Annotated in this window: 17 protein-coding genes and 2 pseudogenes; 7 read left to right on the top strand and 12 right to left on the bottom strand. The window is 54.1% G+C overall.

Going from position 1 to position 13,743, the window contains the following annotated elements; translation table 11 throughout:
• Positions 1 to 165: 165 nt before the first annotated feature.
• Positions 166 to 381 (bottom strand): annotated as a pseudogene (locus tag ACNS88_RS02160) (restriction endonuclease); the annotation flags it as partial.
• A 91-nt stretch (positions 382 to 472) separates the two neighbouring features.
• On the opposite strand from ACNS88_RS02160, the gene ACNS88_RS02155 reads away from it, so the two are divergent.
• Entirely contained in the window at positions 473 to 1,714 is a 1,242-nt protein-coding gene (locus tag ACNS88_RS02155) for a hypothetical protein (RefSeq protein WP_435093463.1), read from the top strand.
• 121 nt (positions 1,715 to 1,835) lie between these two features.
• On the opposite strand, the pseudogene ACNS88_RS02150 reads toward ACNS88_RS02155, so the two are convergent.
• Positions 1,836 to 1,946: pseudogene (locus ACNS88_RS02150) on the bottom strand (restriction endonuclease); the annotation flags it as partial.
• A 210-nt stretch (positions 1,947 to 2,156) separates the two neighbouring features.
• Between ACNS88_RS02150 and ACNS88_RS02145 the strand changes: the two are divergent.
• The gene (locus tag ACNS88_RS02145) at positions 2,157 to 3,158 is read left to right on the top strand and encodes a DUF4352 domain-containing protein (RefSeq protein WP_435093461.1); all 1,002 of its coding nucleotides are present in this window, start codon (positions 2,157 to 2,159) and stop codon (positions 3,156 to 3,158) included.
• Between the two features lie 134 nt (positions 3,159 to 3,292).
• On the opposite strand, the gene ACNS88_RS02140 is transcribed toward ACNS88_RS02145, so the two are convergent.
• The 7 genes from ACNS88_RS02140 to ACNS88_RS02110 all read right to left on the bottom strand — a co-directional run bounded on the left by ACNS88_RS02140 (position 3,293) and on the right by ACNS88_RS02110 (position 6,386).
• Positions 3,293 to 3,901: a hypothetical protein gene (locus tag ACNS88_RS02140; protein WP_435093459.1), complete on the bottom strand. Its 609-nt coding sequence runs from the start codon at positions 3,899 to 3,901 to the stop codon at positions 3,293 to 3,295.
• Between the two features lie 163 nt (positions 3,902 to 4,064).
• Positions 4,065 to 5,153 carry a tyrosine-type recombinase/integrase gene (locus ACNS88_RS02135; RefSeq protein ID WP_435093457.1) on the bottom strand — a complete coding sequence of 363 codons (1,089 nt, stop codon included), beginning with the start codon at positions 5,151 to 5,153 and terminating at the stop codon, positions 4,065 to 4,067.
• A 121-nt stretch (positions 5,154 to 5,274) separates the two neighbouring features.
• Positions 5,275 to 5,436, bottom strand: coding sequence for a hypothetical protein (locus ACNS88_RS02130; protein ID WP_435093455.1), 162 nt, complete (start codon positions 5,434 to 5,436; stop codon positions 5,275 to 5,277).
• Complete coding sequence (locus ACNS88_RS02125; protein WP_435093453.1) at positions 5,433 to 5,699, bottom strand: hypothetical protein; 267 nt, start codon at positions 5,697 to 5,699, stop codon at positions 5,433 to 5,435. The genes ACNS88_RS02130 and ACNS88_RS02125 overlap by 4 nt, the downstream gene beginning before the upstream one ends.
• Positions 5,696 to 6,001 carry a helix-turn-helix transcriptional regulator gene (locus ACNS88_RS02120; protein WP_435093451.1) on the bottom strand — a complete coding sequence of 102 codons (306 nt, stop codon included), beginning with the start codon at positions 5,999 to 6,001 and terminating at the stop codon, positions 5,696 to 5,698. The genes ACNS88_RS02125 and ACNS88_RS02120 overlap by 4 nt, the downstream gene beginning before the upstream one ends.
• Complete coding sequence (locus ACNS88_RS02115) at positions 5,998 to 6,237, bottom strand: hypothetical protein (protein WP_435093449.1); 240 nt, start codon at positions 6,235 to 6,237, stop codon at positions 5,998 to 6,000. Before ACNS88_RS02115 ends, ACNS88_RS02120 begins: the two co-directional genes overlap by 4 nt.
• Positions 6,234 to 6,386, bottom strand: a complete 153-nt coding sequence (locus tag ACNS88_RS02110) for a hypothetical protein (protein ID WP_435093447.1) — start codon at positions 6,384 to 6,386, stop codon at positions 6,234 to 6,236. Before ACNS88_RS02110 ends, ACNS88_RS02115 begins: the two co-directional genes overlap by 4 nt.
• Before the next feature lie 178 nt (positions 6,387 to 6,564).
• Between ACNS88_RS02110 and ACNS88_RS17640 the strand changes: the two genes are divergently transcribed.
• The 4 genes from ACNS88_RS17640 to ACNS88_RS02095 all read left to right on the top strand — a co-directional run bounded on the left by ACNS88_RS17640 (position 6,565) and on the right by ACNS88_RS02095 (position 9,635).
• Complete coding sequence (locus ACNS88_RS17640; protein WP_496923264.1) at positions 6,565 to 6,900, top strand: winged helix-turn-helix domain-containing protein; 336 nt, start codon at positions 6,565 to 6,567, stop codon at positions 6,898 to 6,900.
• Positions 6,901 to 6,902: 2 nt separating this feature from the next.
• Complete coding sequence (locus ACNS88_RS02105) at positions 6,903 to 7,229, top strand: winged helix-turn-helix domain-containing protein (protein ID WP_435093446.1); 327 nt, start codon at positions 6,903 to 6,905, stop codon at positions 7,227 to 7,229.
• A 2-nt stretch (positions 7,230 to 7,231) separates the two neighbouring features.
• The gene (locus ACNS88_RS02100) at positions 7,232 to 7,843 is read left to right on the top strand and encodes a hypothetical protein (RefSeq protein WP_435093444.1); all 612 of its coding nucleotides are present in this window, start codon (positions 7,232 to 7,234) and stop codon (positions 7,841 to 7,843) included.
• A gap of 229 nt (positions 7,844 to 8,072) precedes the next feature.
• Positions 8,073 to 9,635 (top strand): hypothetical protein, encoded by a 1,563-nt coding sequence (locus ACNS88_RS02095; RefSeq protein WP_435093442.1) that lies wholly within the window; start codon positions 8,073 to 8,075, stop codon positions 9,633 to 9,635.
• Here the strand turns inward: ACNS88_RS02095 and ACNS88_RS02090 are convergent.
• Together ACNS88_RS02090 and ACNS88_RS02085 are read right to left on the bottom strand one after the other, a co-directional pair.
• The gene (locus tag ACNS88_RS02090) at positions 9,627 to 10,637 is read right to left on the bottom strand and encodes a hypothetical protein (protein ID WP_435093440.1); all 1,011 of its coding nucleotides are present in this window, start codon (positions 10,635 to 10,637) and stop codon (positions 9,627 to 9,629) included. The genes ACNS88_RS02095 and ACNS88_RS02090 overlap by 9 nt on opposite strands.
• Entirely contained in the window at positions 10,637 to 11,176 is a 540-nt protein-coding gene (locus ACNS88_RS02085) for a hypothetical protein (RefSeq protein ID WP_435093438.1), read from the bottom strand. The genes ACNS88_RS02090 and ACNS88_RS02085 overlap by 1 nt, the downstream gene beginning before the upstream one ends.
• A gap of 364 nt (positions 11,177 to 11,540) precedes the next feature.
• Here ACNS88_RS02085 and ACNS88_RS02080 point away from each other — a divergent pair, with 364 nt between their 5' ends.
• Positions 11,541 to 12,752, top strand: a complete 1,212-nt coding sequence (locus ACNS88_RS02080) for a DNA cytosine methyltransferase (RefSeq protein ID WP_435093436.1) — start codon at positions 11,541 to 11,543, stop codon at positions 12,750 to 12,752.
• 120 nt (positions 12,753 to 12,872) lie between these two features.
• Here ACNS88_RS02080 and ACNS88_RS02075 read toward each other — a convergent pair whose 3' ends face one another.
• Complete coding sequence (locus ACNS88_RS02075) at positions 12,873 to 13,610, bottom strand: hypothetical protein (RefSeq protein WP_435093434.1); 738 nt, start codon at positions 13,608 to 13,610, stop codon at positions 12,873 to 12,875.
• Positions 13,611 to 13,743: the final 133 nt, after the last annotated feature.

The raw sequence follows: 13,743 nt of genomic DNA, 5'->3' as shown, positions 1-13,743 counted from the left end.
ACAGAGGGCTCTTTCGGTCGCTTTCCGGGCGTGCGACTTTCGGGGATGCCGACCGATCGCTCTCCGCGTCGATTGTTCTTGTGTGGCGTGTCGGTTGTCTGGCCGGTGCCGGAACTCCACCCAGCTCTGTTTGTCCTCGTCGAAGCGCGCGTTCAGGTCGCAGACGTCGAGCTCCTCGGCACGCTTCTTCGTCCGCAGGTAGTTCTCCAGATCGTCGGCCACGTGGTCGGCAGCCGGCAACTCGATCGCCTTCAGCCGATCGACGAGCGAGTTCGTCTTCGTCGCCGTCTCGCGGAAGTTCGCGAATCCGCCCGCCTCGTCGACGGCGACCGGAACGAAGTGCTCGATCAGGTCCGCCTCCTGCTCCGTGAGGTCCGTGATCCCGACGTCGACAAATACTCTATCTCGGTGTCGTTCATGTTCCGATGATCTTTCATTAGTATTATGTTTGGGTGTCTAATCCAATTAGATAATGCGTTTACACTACGTTCTGGCCGTAGTTGCTATTCTCTTACTCGCGGGTTGTGGGGGATTCGCAGGTGGTACGACAGACAACACGACACAGCCTAGCGTTGAGACGGACGCCTCCACCGAAGAGACAGACCCGGGAAAAGCCGAGATTACAATCTCTGCGATTAACGCTCCCACCGAGATTGATTACAATTCTACACTCAACGGATCCGTCGTTTTCAAAAATACGGGCGATGCAGCTGGCGAAGAAGACTACTATATCACAGTGGCTGGCACTCGTGTCGTCAAGGACTCTGTGCAGCTTGAGGCAGGTGAGACGAAATCCGTCAATATCAAAACTGAGCTACTGACCTTAGATCAGGATAAATATGATATCGAGGTTCATGTAGGGGGTGAGAACGAACGCACGGGCTTCACTCTCATTCACCCGAGCCCGTACGGTTCAGAGAATGTGACTCTGTACGTGAACGATTCGGCCGTCGATCGTAATATCTCAAGCGTCGTTGAAAGTGCTACCACTTATTGGGAACAGAACGATCAGCGATATTTGGGATACGAGATCGAGTACGAGCGGACTGACACCGAAAGTCTCGCTGATCAAACTCTCGTGTTCACCAACGTCGATCGGTGCGGTATCCACGACCGTACCCAGAGACGAATTCTCGGTTGTGGTGACCTCACAGGCCCACAGGAGTCATATCCCACTGTTCAGTCAGAGGTCCAATACAATCTCTCAGATCCACGGATGGAAGATACGATTATTCACGAATTTGGCCACAATCACGGTCTCAATCACTCTCAGCAGCCGCAGTATATTATGAGCAACATGAGTAGTCCAGTGTCTCCGAATACTACCAACGTCTACTTCCGAACTGTTCAGGGGCAGTTACCCAGTTCCCAGCGGCGCTCAATGGAAACTGCCCTTGATCACTTCGCTAAGGACCGCGATGATCTAAACGTTGAGCACGGCTTCCGGTGGCAAGCTGTCGATTCGCCTGAAAAGGCTCACTTCATTATCACCTACGCATACGACGCAGACAGGTGCGGTTTCGATGAAGGCGGTGGTTCGTGTGTTAGCGATGGGGCGTATTACGGTCAACCAGAAATCGTGTTAGAAGATACGGACTCAGAGGTTACCGCTTGGCACGTCGGAGCTAATCTTCAATACTACCTGTATGATGAACCGTTAGATGAATTCGACGGCGATACTGATAGACATGGCCGTGAGGACTGGCCAAATTAGTAGACCGCTCACGTAGCTCCGATACCTATCAGAACTGGTCTCGTGGCGCTTCTCTACTCGCCAGCCAGTGTGCGCTGATCAGGTCGGTCTCGATCTGCTCTCGCTTGTGCTTCGCGTCGCCGTCGTCGACGATCTCGATCTCTTCGTCGGTCAGCCCGTATAGCTCGTAGACGATCTCGTCGATGAGCCGGTCCGTCTGCTCGATCTTGGCGTCGAGCTCCTCGGCGCGATCCGCTCTTGACCGCCGAATTATTGTGCAAAGTATGCGAGGAGCATGATCACACCAAACATCGCCCATTCTCTGTATCCAGCAAGTGTTTCCATCACTCAAACACATATCATCAGAATTACCAGACAAGAATCGCACATAGATTTACCACAGATGTCTTCCTGATTATATTACATGGATAGGCGACATGTACTCGCGACAATATCTGGTGGTATGGCGCTCTCATTAGCCGGTTGCTCCGGTGAAACTGACGAAGAGCCGGAACCGACAAGCGATGGCAGTGATAGCAGTGATAGCAGTGATAGCTCAACGGATAGCTCTGACTCTGGCACTGACGGTAGCGACAACGAAGACGCTGATCCAGAGCAAGTAAGCGCGACTGTCGGTGAACTTGTTGAAGGCGACCAGCTCCACCTCGTCGTCGAAGACGTCGAGCGAGCTTCAAGCCTCGGACGATTCTCTGAGCCGGACGCTGGTAACGAGTTTGTCGTCGTATCACTCGCGCTCAAGAATGTGAGCGATGGGTACGTTTCAGTGAGCAATCTCCTCCAGACACGGCTTCGTGATAACGAGGATTATCAATACGACCAGGCGATCACCGGTGGTGGGGGCAACACGTTCAACGCGGGGCAGTTTGCGCCCGGAGAGGTTGAGCGCGGGACGGTCACGTTCGAAGTGCCAGAGGATGCGTCTGGGCTTCAGTTGGTGTTCGATCTCGACGCTTCGATCATTGGTGGCATCGACCGTGCCCGCATCAACCTAGAGGAAGAGGCAGCGTCTATCGCTGATCTTGAGCAAAACCTCGGCGTCGACACGTACAGTCTCGGCGAAGAGGTCGGCTATCAGGATGTTACCGTTTCTGTTAACGATGTACGCACAGAGTCATCGCTCGGTCAGTTTTCCGAACCGGACGAGGGGAACGAGTTTGTTGTCGTCGACATCAGTATAACGAACAACACTGGAGAAGAACAGCAGTTCTCGACGGTACTCCAGATGATGCTCAAAGACGGCGAGGGGTATACGTATCAGGAAAGCTTGACAGCGACAACCGGGCTTGACCGCGCGTTCGATGAAGGAACACCGCTGAGCGACGGTGAAACCCGCCGCGGCGAACTGCCCTATGAGGTACCAGAGGGAACAGCACCGCTCTACTGGGTCTTCGAGTTCTCGGTATTCGCGAGCGGTGATAAAACGTTCTGGGAGGTCCGAAATTAGTTTTTGAGACTTCCCCTTCAGGACATACTCGCCGAGATAGTCTGCCTAACCTCGAATAAATTTGTGTTCATAGGCGATACAGGGGGAATGGAGACAAAATCCACCCACACAGACCGCAGTTGAAGGTGCTACTTCTACGACTCGATCTGCCACGTGATCGCCGCCCCTTGCGCCTGCACCAGATGCTGCAGGCCGTCGAACTCCGCAACCCCACACACGTCGACGTCGATATCGAACCAGTACTCGATATCGTGAGCCGTCTTGTCGGCCATCCGCTCCGCCGTATACTGTTCGGGAAGATTCACGACGGTTTTGGGGTCGTCATCTGACCGCTTGTAGAACAGCCCGAGCAGTCCCCCGTCTCGATCGAACCCCGACTCGCGCAGCTTCTGGGCGTCACTCAGCAGCGTGTGTTCGTGAAACGGGCTGAAGACTCGCATCGGCATCGAGTCCTCCGGATCGCCGTTCGCCCGCCAGTATCGGAGCAGCTTGCACTCGATCGGGGTCCCGTCCGGGAGAACGAGATCGCAGCTCTCGGCGCTATCGGGATAGCGAACCTCCAACTGGGTGCCTTCATACGCCGAGCTGTGTCGTTGTAGCTCGTCGACGAGGAGTTCCACCTGTCGCGGTTCGTCTTCAGAGCCGATCCCGTCTCCGTACTGTCCCTCGGTGTTTCGATCGACAGTCGGGATGATAGTCGCGATGTCGTCTGCCAGCCGTGTCAGCGGTTTCTTGCTGGTCATGCGGAAGAGTGCGTTACTCGAAGAGTACCTATCATTGGCTTGCGATCGTGCGACAGAGTACACTCACAGACTGAGTCGATCAAAAGTGCGGGAAGTGGGCCGGCACGATGTACATCTAGCCGTATTCGTAGCCGGCTCAAACTGTTCTCCTCCGTCGTTCCGCTCAGTTGAGTTCATTGTCGAAATCCTCGTTTTCCGTCAGCTGATCGACGTAGTCCTGCCGCTGTTCCATCCGGTCTCGGTACCGCCGCCACCGGTCCTCCTTCGAGGCCCAGTCGTAGTGGTTCTCGATCGTCTTCACCGTCGCGTCGACTCGCTCCGCGACGACCTCCGGCGGGATCCCTTGGTTCAGTTGCCAGGTGATCGATCCCGTTCGTATCGGGTGCGGAGATCTCGACGACGGGCACTTGCTCAGGTTCGCGTACTGCGTCCACTCGCAGGTGTCCGGGTCCTTGTCGTGTGGACAGCCTCCGGCGACGCACGGCTGCGTAGCGCCGTAGCTCCACACTCGGACGGTGTTCTCCGTCGGCCGCCCCTTCGCGCTCGCTATGAGCGGCTTACGGCCGTGATCGTCCCGCGTGTCGAACCGGTTCTCTCGCACGTACTCGCTGACGACGCGGGCGACCTCGTCGGGGACGCCGACCGGCCGCTCTCCGCGTCGATTGTTCTTCAGCGGCGTGTCCGTATCCGGGCGATGCCGGAACTCCACCCAGCTCTGTTCGTCCTCGTCGAAGCGCGCGTTCAGGTCGCGGACGTCGAGCGCACGCAGGCCGCTCTGGCGGGCTCCGGTGTACCACGCCAGCTCCAGGAAGGCGTGGGCTCTGCTGGCGCAGTCTTGCTCTGACGCACGGTAGTACTCGATCAGCCTCATCGCCGCCGGCGTCGAGAGGCTCGTCTCGTCGGCGCGGTCCTCCGGGTTGATGTCCGGGATGCGGACCGAGTCGCTGAGGCCGTCTTCGACGGCGTCGATCTGCTCGAGGTACTCCGCGAACATCCGCATCGTCCACATCTCGCCTTCGAGCGTCGCCGGCGCGACCTTCGCGCTGCGGATCTCGTAGTACTCGTCGATGTCGTAGCCGCGAAGCTGGCCGACGTGGTCGAGCCCGATTCCCTCGCACCACTCCACGAAGAGCTTGAGGCGGTACTTCCACGACTTCACGGTCGCCTCCGTGGCATCGGCTCGCCGCCGCCGGAGGTACCGCTGTGCGGCCTTCCGCACCGACATCTCCTCCGGTGCCTGCCTGCTCGTCATGGCCCTCGCTCCGTCGAGAGCATCCCGTCCGACGGCTTCCCGCCGCAGTCCGGACAGGTCCATCCGTTTACGAACCGGTTCACGAGCCGGTCGCACTGGCTGCAGTGCCAGAGCCGGTCGCTCACGCGAGCACCACCCCAGTGTTGAACTCGGCGCCCGAGATCCCGGCCTGCCGGCGAGCCATGTCGATCGCTGCGGCGTCCGTCGCGAGCGGGCCGACCTCGACCGTCTCGACGTGGCGCCCACTCGACGTCCGCAGTTCGACTTTGACGGGTAGGGTCACGGATTTGGCTCCGGCGCGTCGAACTCGTCGTAGTCGAGATCACGGAGCGCGTCGACGACCCAGCCCGCGTCACCCGGTAGATTCCGAGCGAGGCGGTGGACGTCGTAGTCCGTGACGACCGCGCCGGACGTCATCACCGCGTAGAGGAGTTGGGGCGAGTGGTAGCCCGCGGGCTCCAGCTCCGGATCGTCGTCCGGGTCGAGGCGCTCGACGCCGACCGTGTAGGCGGTCGTCTCGCCGTCCGCGATGCGCGTGAACCTCATTCGTCACCTCCCGCCTGCCACGCGCGTCGAGCTTCGAGGGCGCGGCGGGCCGACTCGGTGAGGCGGTACTCGTTGGTCCGCTTGTCGCGCGCCTGCTTGGCGACGAGGCTGCGCTCGACGAGCTTGTCGAGGTTCTGGTAGAGGCGGCTGTGGTTGAGTTCCTCGCCGTAGTAGTCGGCGAGTTCCGCCTTCAGCGAGAGCCCTTTGCGGGCGTTCTCGTGTGAGAGCGCCCACAGGAGATCGCGCTGGAAAGCGGTGAGATCGGCGAGGGTGTCGGCCTCGGCGGCAGAGCTCGCGCTCATTCGCCGTCCTCCTCCTCGATCGGGCGGAAGTTCTGCTGGACCATTCCCGGCACCGGGAGGTGGCCGTCGCGCTCGTAGCCGGCGTCTTCGAGGACGTCGTCGATCTCGTCGACATCCTGCTCGTCGGCGTCGGCGTTGAACACGAAGTGGCCGCGGCCGCTGTCGAGCTGCACGAGGCTGTCGGGGTCGGCGTCGGGCAGCGACTCGACGGCCTCGCGGAGGTCGTCGTCCGTCATTCTTCCTCCGCGCAGTCGCGACAGACGGCGACGCCGCGCTCGGCATCGAAGCCGTCGGCCGGCGCTGGGCAGAACGCGCAGCCCCCGTCGGTGTTTTCGCTCGGTTCGTCGGTCGTCGCGCAGGGCTTAAGCCCCGCAGTTGCCATCATCAGCATGGTTCTGTGCTGTCTCACAGAACCCGACCCGGTCGGGCGCTGGAACGCCGCGACCGGGATTCCTACACATTCTCACTAGCCGAGGGTTCGTCACTCGGGCTCCGTACCTCCACCAATGGGGAGGCTCTGCATAAATGTTATGCTGATGTTTCTAGGTATTATATGTTCGTAAATGGGATATTGCGTACGATTAGTTGAGATGGTACCCAATGGTGATTTAATGAGGCAATCTGCAGATTGGATGACTATCTGGGATGATCGAATCCTGGAATACGTCTTAGAGAATAACGGTGGGGGGGTTGGAGAAATCGCAGATCACCGTAATTTCCATATCTCGAACTCTCACGTTTCCCGTCGGTGCAAAAAGTTAGCCGAGCGGGGACTACTTCGGGCACTAGGAAATGGAGTCTACGTTATTACGCCTCAAGGAGAGCAGTACCTGGACGGCGATCTTGACGCAGCCGAATTGAATGAGGAAAATGGAGGCGAAGGCGAGGCGTCTGCCTAACGATGCGCCAGACTGGTATCTGGATGTGTTCGCTAGACGATCGTATCCTCGAACACCTCCACGAAGAGGAGTGGGCCTCCCCAGCGACGATGGCTGCCGATCTCCAGTTCAACGCGAACCAAGCGCAGCTGATCGAGCGCTGTCGTGTACTCGCTCACGCGGACCTAATCGAGCCCTTCATCGACTCCGCCGACGCCGACACGTTCGAGATTACACAGTGGGGCGAGCTGTATCTGGAAGGCGGCGTCGACGCCGAACTTCGGCGACCCGAGCCGAAGCCGCGACCGCCGTACGCTGAACGACCTCGCGACTGGACGTTGACTACCTAAATATGGACCAATCGAATTTTGACACACGACAGAACGACCCGAGAGCGCAACGCGTCATTCGTGCCATCGAGCGGTTCATCGGAGTATTCAATGACCGCGTCCCGTCAGACCACGCGAAAAATGTACTGTACGGCTCAGCCACCCTTGATGGAAGACAGATCGACCAAGCGCCGGAACGATTTATTGAAGAACATCTGGTTCGAGATGTTGCCGATGTACTGGGGTACGACTACCGACCCCAGCCGAAGGGGTTTGACGGGCTCGAAGGACGTATTCCCGACTTTACGGTGACTAACGGTAATGTCACTGTGATCGGCGAAATCAAGCGTCCAAATGACATTTCGAAGGCCCGGTCCGAATCAGTTGAGTACTTGGATCTTGCCACATCCCGACCGCTTGTCGGAATCGCAACTGACGGTTGGACGTGGGTAAAGTATACTGCTGGAGAGGGTGAGGATCCGACTTACGCGAAACACAGTCCCCTCCGTTCCGTGATCCGAGATTTGGCGCGAGAGCAATCTTCGAAGCGGTCTCCACGTCGGGAACGCCCAAAGCTACGTGAGCGGTGTTTCGAATTCGTTGACGCGTTTGAAATCGGCACGCTTTCCGAGTGATTTGTAGTGTTATCCGATGACAGCCGCTAGCCTTCGTATTGAGATCTACTGGTCGATCACCACGTAGGCACAGCATTTCCTCAGTGAGGACGTTTATTTCCGTCCGGATGTTCCTGTGCCTAATTCCCGATTCCCTCATGCTACTGGTCGGGTTGGTAGGCGGGGTTTCACTGTACTCAGTATAATACCAGTAAATAAATGTTCTAACAATAGTATATCATACTAACTCGTGAATCGAAAGATATCCGCCATATTGGCAATTGGCGTAGTTTCTCTTTTAATTGGCGGCTTATTTGCTCACATTACGAGTGGATCTGAAGTAGGTAAGCAGCCCTTCGCAACGATGGCCACTGTTCAGGGCGCTTTTGTGGGTATTGTGTTTTCCATATTCGTCCTCGCTTCACAAGTTAGTGCCTCGCAGTTTACACCACTAACCCTAGAACAATTAAGCAAATCCCGCTGGTTTGCTGGGTTACTATGTTTCTATATATTGGCAATTCTTTCGAACGTCTATTTCATCCACAGTCAGTCTCTCCCAGGTCCGGTCTCAATTTTCCCTACCGACTGGAATACTGTATTTGGGATAGGGGCTGGATTAACTACTGCTTCACTATTATCTCTCTTAGTCGCGCGCGAATTGCTGGCTGAACTCACCACTCCTGAACACTTACTTGAGAGGACAGCAGCGAGTGTATCTACATCTACATTCAATAAAGAAAGTGACACTTCAAAATCAACACTTTCCTCGCCTACACGGACACCGCTACTTACTATCGAGAGAATACTGCTGGCAGCTCACGACGAGGATGATGAATACACTGCCCAACAATCGATATACCAACTGTGGAAAGCTATTGATCGCTTGATCACCCCGAATAAATTCTTACGCACCCGTCATGAACAGTATATAAAATTACACACAAACGACCTAGACTTAGAACGAATTCTTCAATATTGGTCGACAGCAGTAGAATACGGATCAAAAGACGAAATTAGCAGGATTCAGTTGACTGCGGCCGCACATCGACAACTTCTCGTAAAACTGCTAAGAGCAGATGAAGTTTCTTTTGTTGTGGAACAACTTGGGAACCTTCGTAAATTAACTATCGCCGAGTTCGACCATGATCAAAAGGATTCCGTCTTGTTAAGATACGATGAACTAGCAGTTTATATTGCGGAACATGACAGTTCTGAACCGCTAACAAATGTTATTCAACACCATGCTGAATACACCGAGAACAGAATCGATCATGTTCGGCAGTCTGGTGAAATCAGTAAAAATAATACAATTATTTCTACAATAGTGTGCAACTATATTATGATCTTAGAAAATGTGTGGCTTGGAGATTTAATACCAGAAACTAATAGAAGTCGAACGAGCTCCGTATTGAGCCAATTGGATCGTGATTTGGAGAAGATCTACAAGCTGTACGATGACCAAGCCGATCCGTCATCTCACAAGCAAACTTTGCTAACAGATATTCAACAGCGGGTCATTGCCTCCTCATCAGGACTCGACAAAAATGCCTCACAGCCCGCAAAGCGGTACATTTCGTTACTTTCAGAGATATCTGTCACACTAGAATATAACCCGAACACGGTGGCTAATGATCTTAGAGAATCAACCGAAAGAAAAGAACCCCTCAAATCGATTTTAATTGGCCTGCAGGAATGGAAAACAGATAGCGCATACAGGCCTGAGCTACGAATACTAGATGTCGATGTGGATCAGCTAGAGTGTTTCATAGACGAGCTACAAGACGAGCTACAAGACGAGATGGACTCACACTAAAGACGGCTGCTGCATCTTTTCGAAGACAGAAGGCTTAGCTGTATAGTAAACATCAGATTCTTCGTCCTCTTCTTTTCCTCTCTGTTCAAGAATATCATTTTGAACTAAGAAACTCAGCTTGTCACGCAACTCGAAGCGATGGTAACGTCCAGAACTTCCATACCACTCAATCATATTCTCCTGGATAGACTCCAAGTCTAGATGAAGCTCTGGGTTATTCGCCTCAACTGCATCCACGTAGTATCCGTTGGCAAACTTCGGGAGATGTTTGAGAATACCCAACTGTAGATCACTACTGAGGCGGTGAAAGCCCTGCTCAATTACCTCAGCTAGTATTCGCTCGTTAAATTCATCACCCTCTACATCCCCTAAATCGTACTTTTCTAGCGGTCTCTGGGGATACAGATTACCATCACGATGCTCAATAAATCCAAGCTCTTGAAGAATTTGTACGTATTTAAGTGTCTTGTCACCTTCCTTACCCTGTGCTTTTTTTACCTCTGCAAATGCTACCGGTTGGTAAAGTCGGGTCCATCGTAATATCTGTTTAATAGGATTGAGCTGGTTTTCCACAGCTGGAGTGGTCGCGATCTTCTTATAGATCGCATTAGCCATAGCATGGTCAAGCTCATTTCGCAATCTTTCCTTTGCATTGTCAAATCCATCTTGAACAGATGCCCTAGACTCCAGCTGAATGTTGTATATACCTTCATCATACTCGCCGGAGAGTTCAGCAATCTCATCAATAGCAATGTATTTAATTACGCGGTCACGGTTTGGTCTACAATCACTGACATCCTTTGGAAAAGAATTACCGATGGTGACCGCAACCGAGCCAGTGTCAGCAACATAGAAATCTGAAAGGTATGTACCACTTCCGTAGACCTGTTGGAGCTTATATTCTATAGCGTCCGCTGGATCTTTTTGCTCATCAGCAGGACTGACGGTAATTGCTTGTGGAAGAAAACGTTCCTGCGAATCTTCCTCTGAACTTTTAGACATTAGCTGTACTCCGGTATGCGGCTCTGCTCAGTTTCTTCGATCCAGAGAGTCGTAGTCGTTTCGGATCGCCCCTTCCATGCATTAACGAACTCCTGCTTATCGATCTCTGAAGTCTCTATTCCATGGATCTGATTCGTATTTGTGTTCCCATACCGGAGGGGGTCATAATACAATACAGTTTTGTGATTCACAGCTAGCACTAGGACGGTCAGTTTTCGGGCATGGTGGTTCTCATCTGGTTGAGTATCGTATCCATCAGGGTCAAACATCGCCATGCCGAGTTCCACCGCGGGAAACGAACAGCTAGAGTCTTCGATCACGTTAGACAATTTGCTAACTTTTTCTCCTTCTTTATATTCGGCTGTAAAAGAATAATCACTAATTTCGGCCGAAAGTCGGTGTTCAATATCCAAAGTAACCGGCCCGATATCCCTCTGGTCGCATATTTTTTGTATTTTTCTCTTACCTATATCCAGACCACTTGGTATATTTGACCGGTTCGAGTATTCCTGTAGCATATTCCAGATAACATTAGTCATATCATCAGTCAACCCAGTTTGAGCATTAAATGGAGAAACTGTACTCTTTGCTTTAGATCGATCTTTGTCAGATAGAGTCATATTCCATGCTGACAAATGTCTACCCACAATCAAATTAATCTATTCATTTCATTATGAGGCGACTCCAATGATCTTGACGATTCCACTCACAGACACATTCGTAAGTGATTATTTTCGATGAACTCCTACCCCAACGTATCAGTATTAACTCACACTACGCTGACGTTTGTTGTTTCACCAATCGCGCCGAGTCCCCATGAGAAGCGTCTCCCGGAAAAGTTGCCTTACCGACCATTCCCCCAGTACCAACGATTAAATACGGTTGAGCGGCAGTCTCCAATAGATGAGTGAGCAGGACCTGACCTACGTCGATCTGTTCGCGGGGGCGGGTGGGCTCTCCGTCGGCCTCGAACGGGCCGGCTTCGAGCTCGTCCACGGCGTCGAGGTCGACGACGACGCCCGCGCCTCGTTCGCGAACAATCGCGAGGGTCTGGAGCCGACCGAACTGACGCAGGACATCCGCGAGGTCGACAACCAAGACGTCACCGACGTCGTCGGCCGCGATACCGTCGATCTCGTCGCTGGCGGCCCGCCCTGTCAGGGGTTCTCCGAAGTGGTCAGCCCCGACGGCAGCGACGATCGGAACCACCTCTTCGTCAACTTCATCTCGTGGGTGAACGAGCTCGATCCGAAAGCGGCCCTCTTCGAGAACGTCCGCGGGATGCAGAACACCGCCGACGGGAAGTTCCTCGACGCCGTCGAGGACTCGTTCGCCCAGATGGGCTACGACGTCAGCTACCGCGTCGTGAAGGCCTCCGACTTCGGCGTCCCGCAGCAGCGACACCGTCTGCTCGTGCTCGCGACGAAGCAGTCCACCACGGAGCTGCCCTTCGACGGCTTCGAGCTCGACCCGGTCGAGACGCCCGGCGTGATCGCCGGGATCGGCGACCTTCCCGAAGTCGGCCCCGGCGAAGAGAAGACAGAATACGACGCCGATCCGACGACCGTGATTCAGGAGGACCTCCGCGGCGATTCCACGGAGTTGACCCACCACCAGGCGGCGAGCCACACCGAGGACATGGTCGAAATGATCTCGCACATCTCGGACGGCGGGAACCGGACCGAGATACCGGACGAGCTCCAGCCGTCGTCGGGCTACCACAACTCCTACTCCCGACTCGACTCGCAGGAGCCGGCCGTCGCGATCACCTCGAACATGTCGAAGCCCTCCAGCGCCCGGTGTATCCACCCGTTCCAGCACCGCGGGCTCACGCCTCGCGAGGGCGCACGACTGCAGACGTTCCCGGACTGGTACCGCTTCGACGGCGGGCTCGTCTCGGTCCGCCAGCAGATCGGGAACGCGGTTCCGCCGTATCTGGCGGAGTCGGTGGGCTACTACCTCAAACAGAGCGTCTACGAGCACGAGCTTACTGATGCCGAGCGAGAGCGCATCTACAAGCTTCGCTGCGGCGGGATGGACCTCTCAGAGTTCGAGGAGGAGAAGTCGGATATCGGCGGTCACGCGCAGCAGGTCACGCTCGACTTCGCCGATTAATAGCCCTGTCTGAGACTAACTGTTGATACCGATCCTCGCTTGAAATACCAGTCAGTAGTGGCTTACAGAGGCAGCGTTGAATTACAAACGCGTAATTAGAGAACTGCTATCTAGAAGTATTTAGTGAGACCCAGAAGTCTCAGGAAGGTATTGAGGAACCGTTTCTTGGAAAAATTCCAGGTGCTCACTTGCTAGCCATGGATGAGATGGATGTGGTTTGATCGACAGGACAATAGATTCGGGTTCCTCGGTTATCCTTGCTACGCTGACTTCCGCTGCGAAGTCTTTCTCATCTCTCTCCTGGTGAATCTCCGTGTGTTCGTAGCTGAATTCTAGATCCTCACAAAATTCACTTGCTGTGTATTCCCCGCTAAAATCTAGGACAACGCTTGGGTTGCTACGAACAATCAATTCGCGAATAGTCTCACGACAAAACTGTCTATACTCTGCTTGAGCCTCTTCGCTGGCTGAATCGATAACATCCTGATGATGCGCTTTATCCTCCGTACGGAGGAAGTATCGATTTGTTTCTACGGCGTCTGGTAGGAGATGGCGTTTACCACTGAAGAAGTGCTTGCGTATGCTGCCAGCTACGCGATAACCTCGTTCTCCTTCCTCGTAGTGGCCTTTATCAGGTGGGTTGAAATCAGGATTTTCACCCACAAATTGACCCATATATGAATTTAGTTCAGTGGCGTCACGATTGCCCCCACCAGCATTGTACCCAATAATTACTGCCGACGCATTGTGTCTGAGCGGGCTAGTAAAGAGTTCAAACCCTGAAAGATAGTCTGGAAATTGTGTCTCCCAGAGTTCGAACATTTCCTCTTGTTTCTGTTTTCCCCAGTCGTTGAACACAGTACCTCTGATGTAATGGCAATAACACATAATCTTTCTGTATATCAAAATTATCAAACATATTTCTGGCTCACTACTCCCCACCTGTCAGTATCAACTTGTCTCGAAAATTACTCTCGGGACCCTATCGATT

Source organism: Halorubrum shenae (genome assembly GCF_051194165.1).
Lineage (GTDB): Archaea > Halobacteriota > Halobacteria > Halobacteriales > Haloferacaceae > Halorubrum.
Note: the sequence above shows the minus strand (reverse complement) of the source record. Positions and strands in the feature narration are given on the sequence as shown.

Coding starts and splice junctions, on each gene's coding strand:
- ACNS88_RS02155 (WP_435093463.1), top strand. CDS start 473: ATGCGTTTACACTACGTTCTGGCCGTAGTTGCTATTCTCTTACTCGCG.
- ACNS88_RS02145 (WP_435093461.1), top strand. CDS start 2,157: ATGGCGCTCTCATTAGCCGGTTGCTCCGGTGAAACTGACGAAGAGCCG.
- ACNS88_RS02140 (WP_435093459.1), bottom strand. CDS start 3,901: ATGACCAGCAAGAAACCGCTGACACGGCTGGCAGACGACATCGCGACT.
- ACNS88_RS02135 (WP_435093457.1), bottom strand. CDS start 5,153: ATGACGAGCAGGCAGGCACCGGAGGAGATGTCGGTGCGGAAGGCCGCA.
- ACNS88_RS02125 (WP_435093453.1), bottom strand. CDS start 5,699: ATGAGGTTCACGCGCATCGCGGACGGCGAGACGACCGCCTACACGGTC.
- ACNS88_RS02120 (WP_435093451.1), bottom strand. CDS start 6,001: ATGAGCGCGAGCTCTGCCGCCGAGGCCGACACCCTCGCCGATCTCACC.
- ACNS88_RS02115 (WP_435093449.1), bottom strand. CDS start 6,237: ATGACGGACGACGACCTCCGCGAGGCCGTCGAGTCGCTGCCCGACGCC.
- ACNS88_RS02110 (WP_435093447.1), bottom strand. CDS start 6,386: ATGATGGCAACTGCGGGGCTTAAGCCCTGCGCGACGACCGACGAACCG.
- ACNS88_RS17640 (WP_496923264.1), top strand. CDS start 6,565: ATGGGATATTGCGTACGATTAGTTGAGATGGTACCCAATGGTGATTTA.
- ACNS88_RS02105 (WP_435093446.1), top strand. CDS start 6,903: ATGCGCCAGACTGGTATCTGGATGTGTTCGCTAGACGATCGTATCCTC.
- ACNS88_RS02100 (WP_435093444.1), top strand. CDS start 7,232: ATGGACCAATCGAATTTTGACACACGACAGAACGACCCGAGAGCGCAA.
- ACNS88_RS02090 (WP_435093440.1), bottom strand. CDS start 10,637: ATGTCTAAAAGTTCAGAGGAAGATTCGCAGGAACGTTTTCTTCCACAA.
- ACNS88_RS02085 (WP_435093438.1), bottom strand. CDS start 11,176: ATGACTAATGTTATCTGGAATATGCTACAGGAATACTCGAACCGGTCA.
- ACNS88_RS02080 (WP_435093436.1), top strand. CDS start 11,541: ATGAGTGAGCAGGACCTGACCTACGTCGATCTGTTCGCGGGGGCGGGT.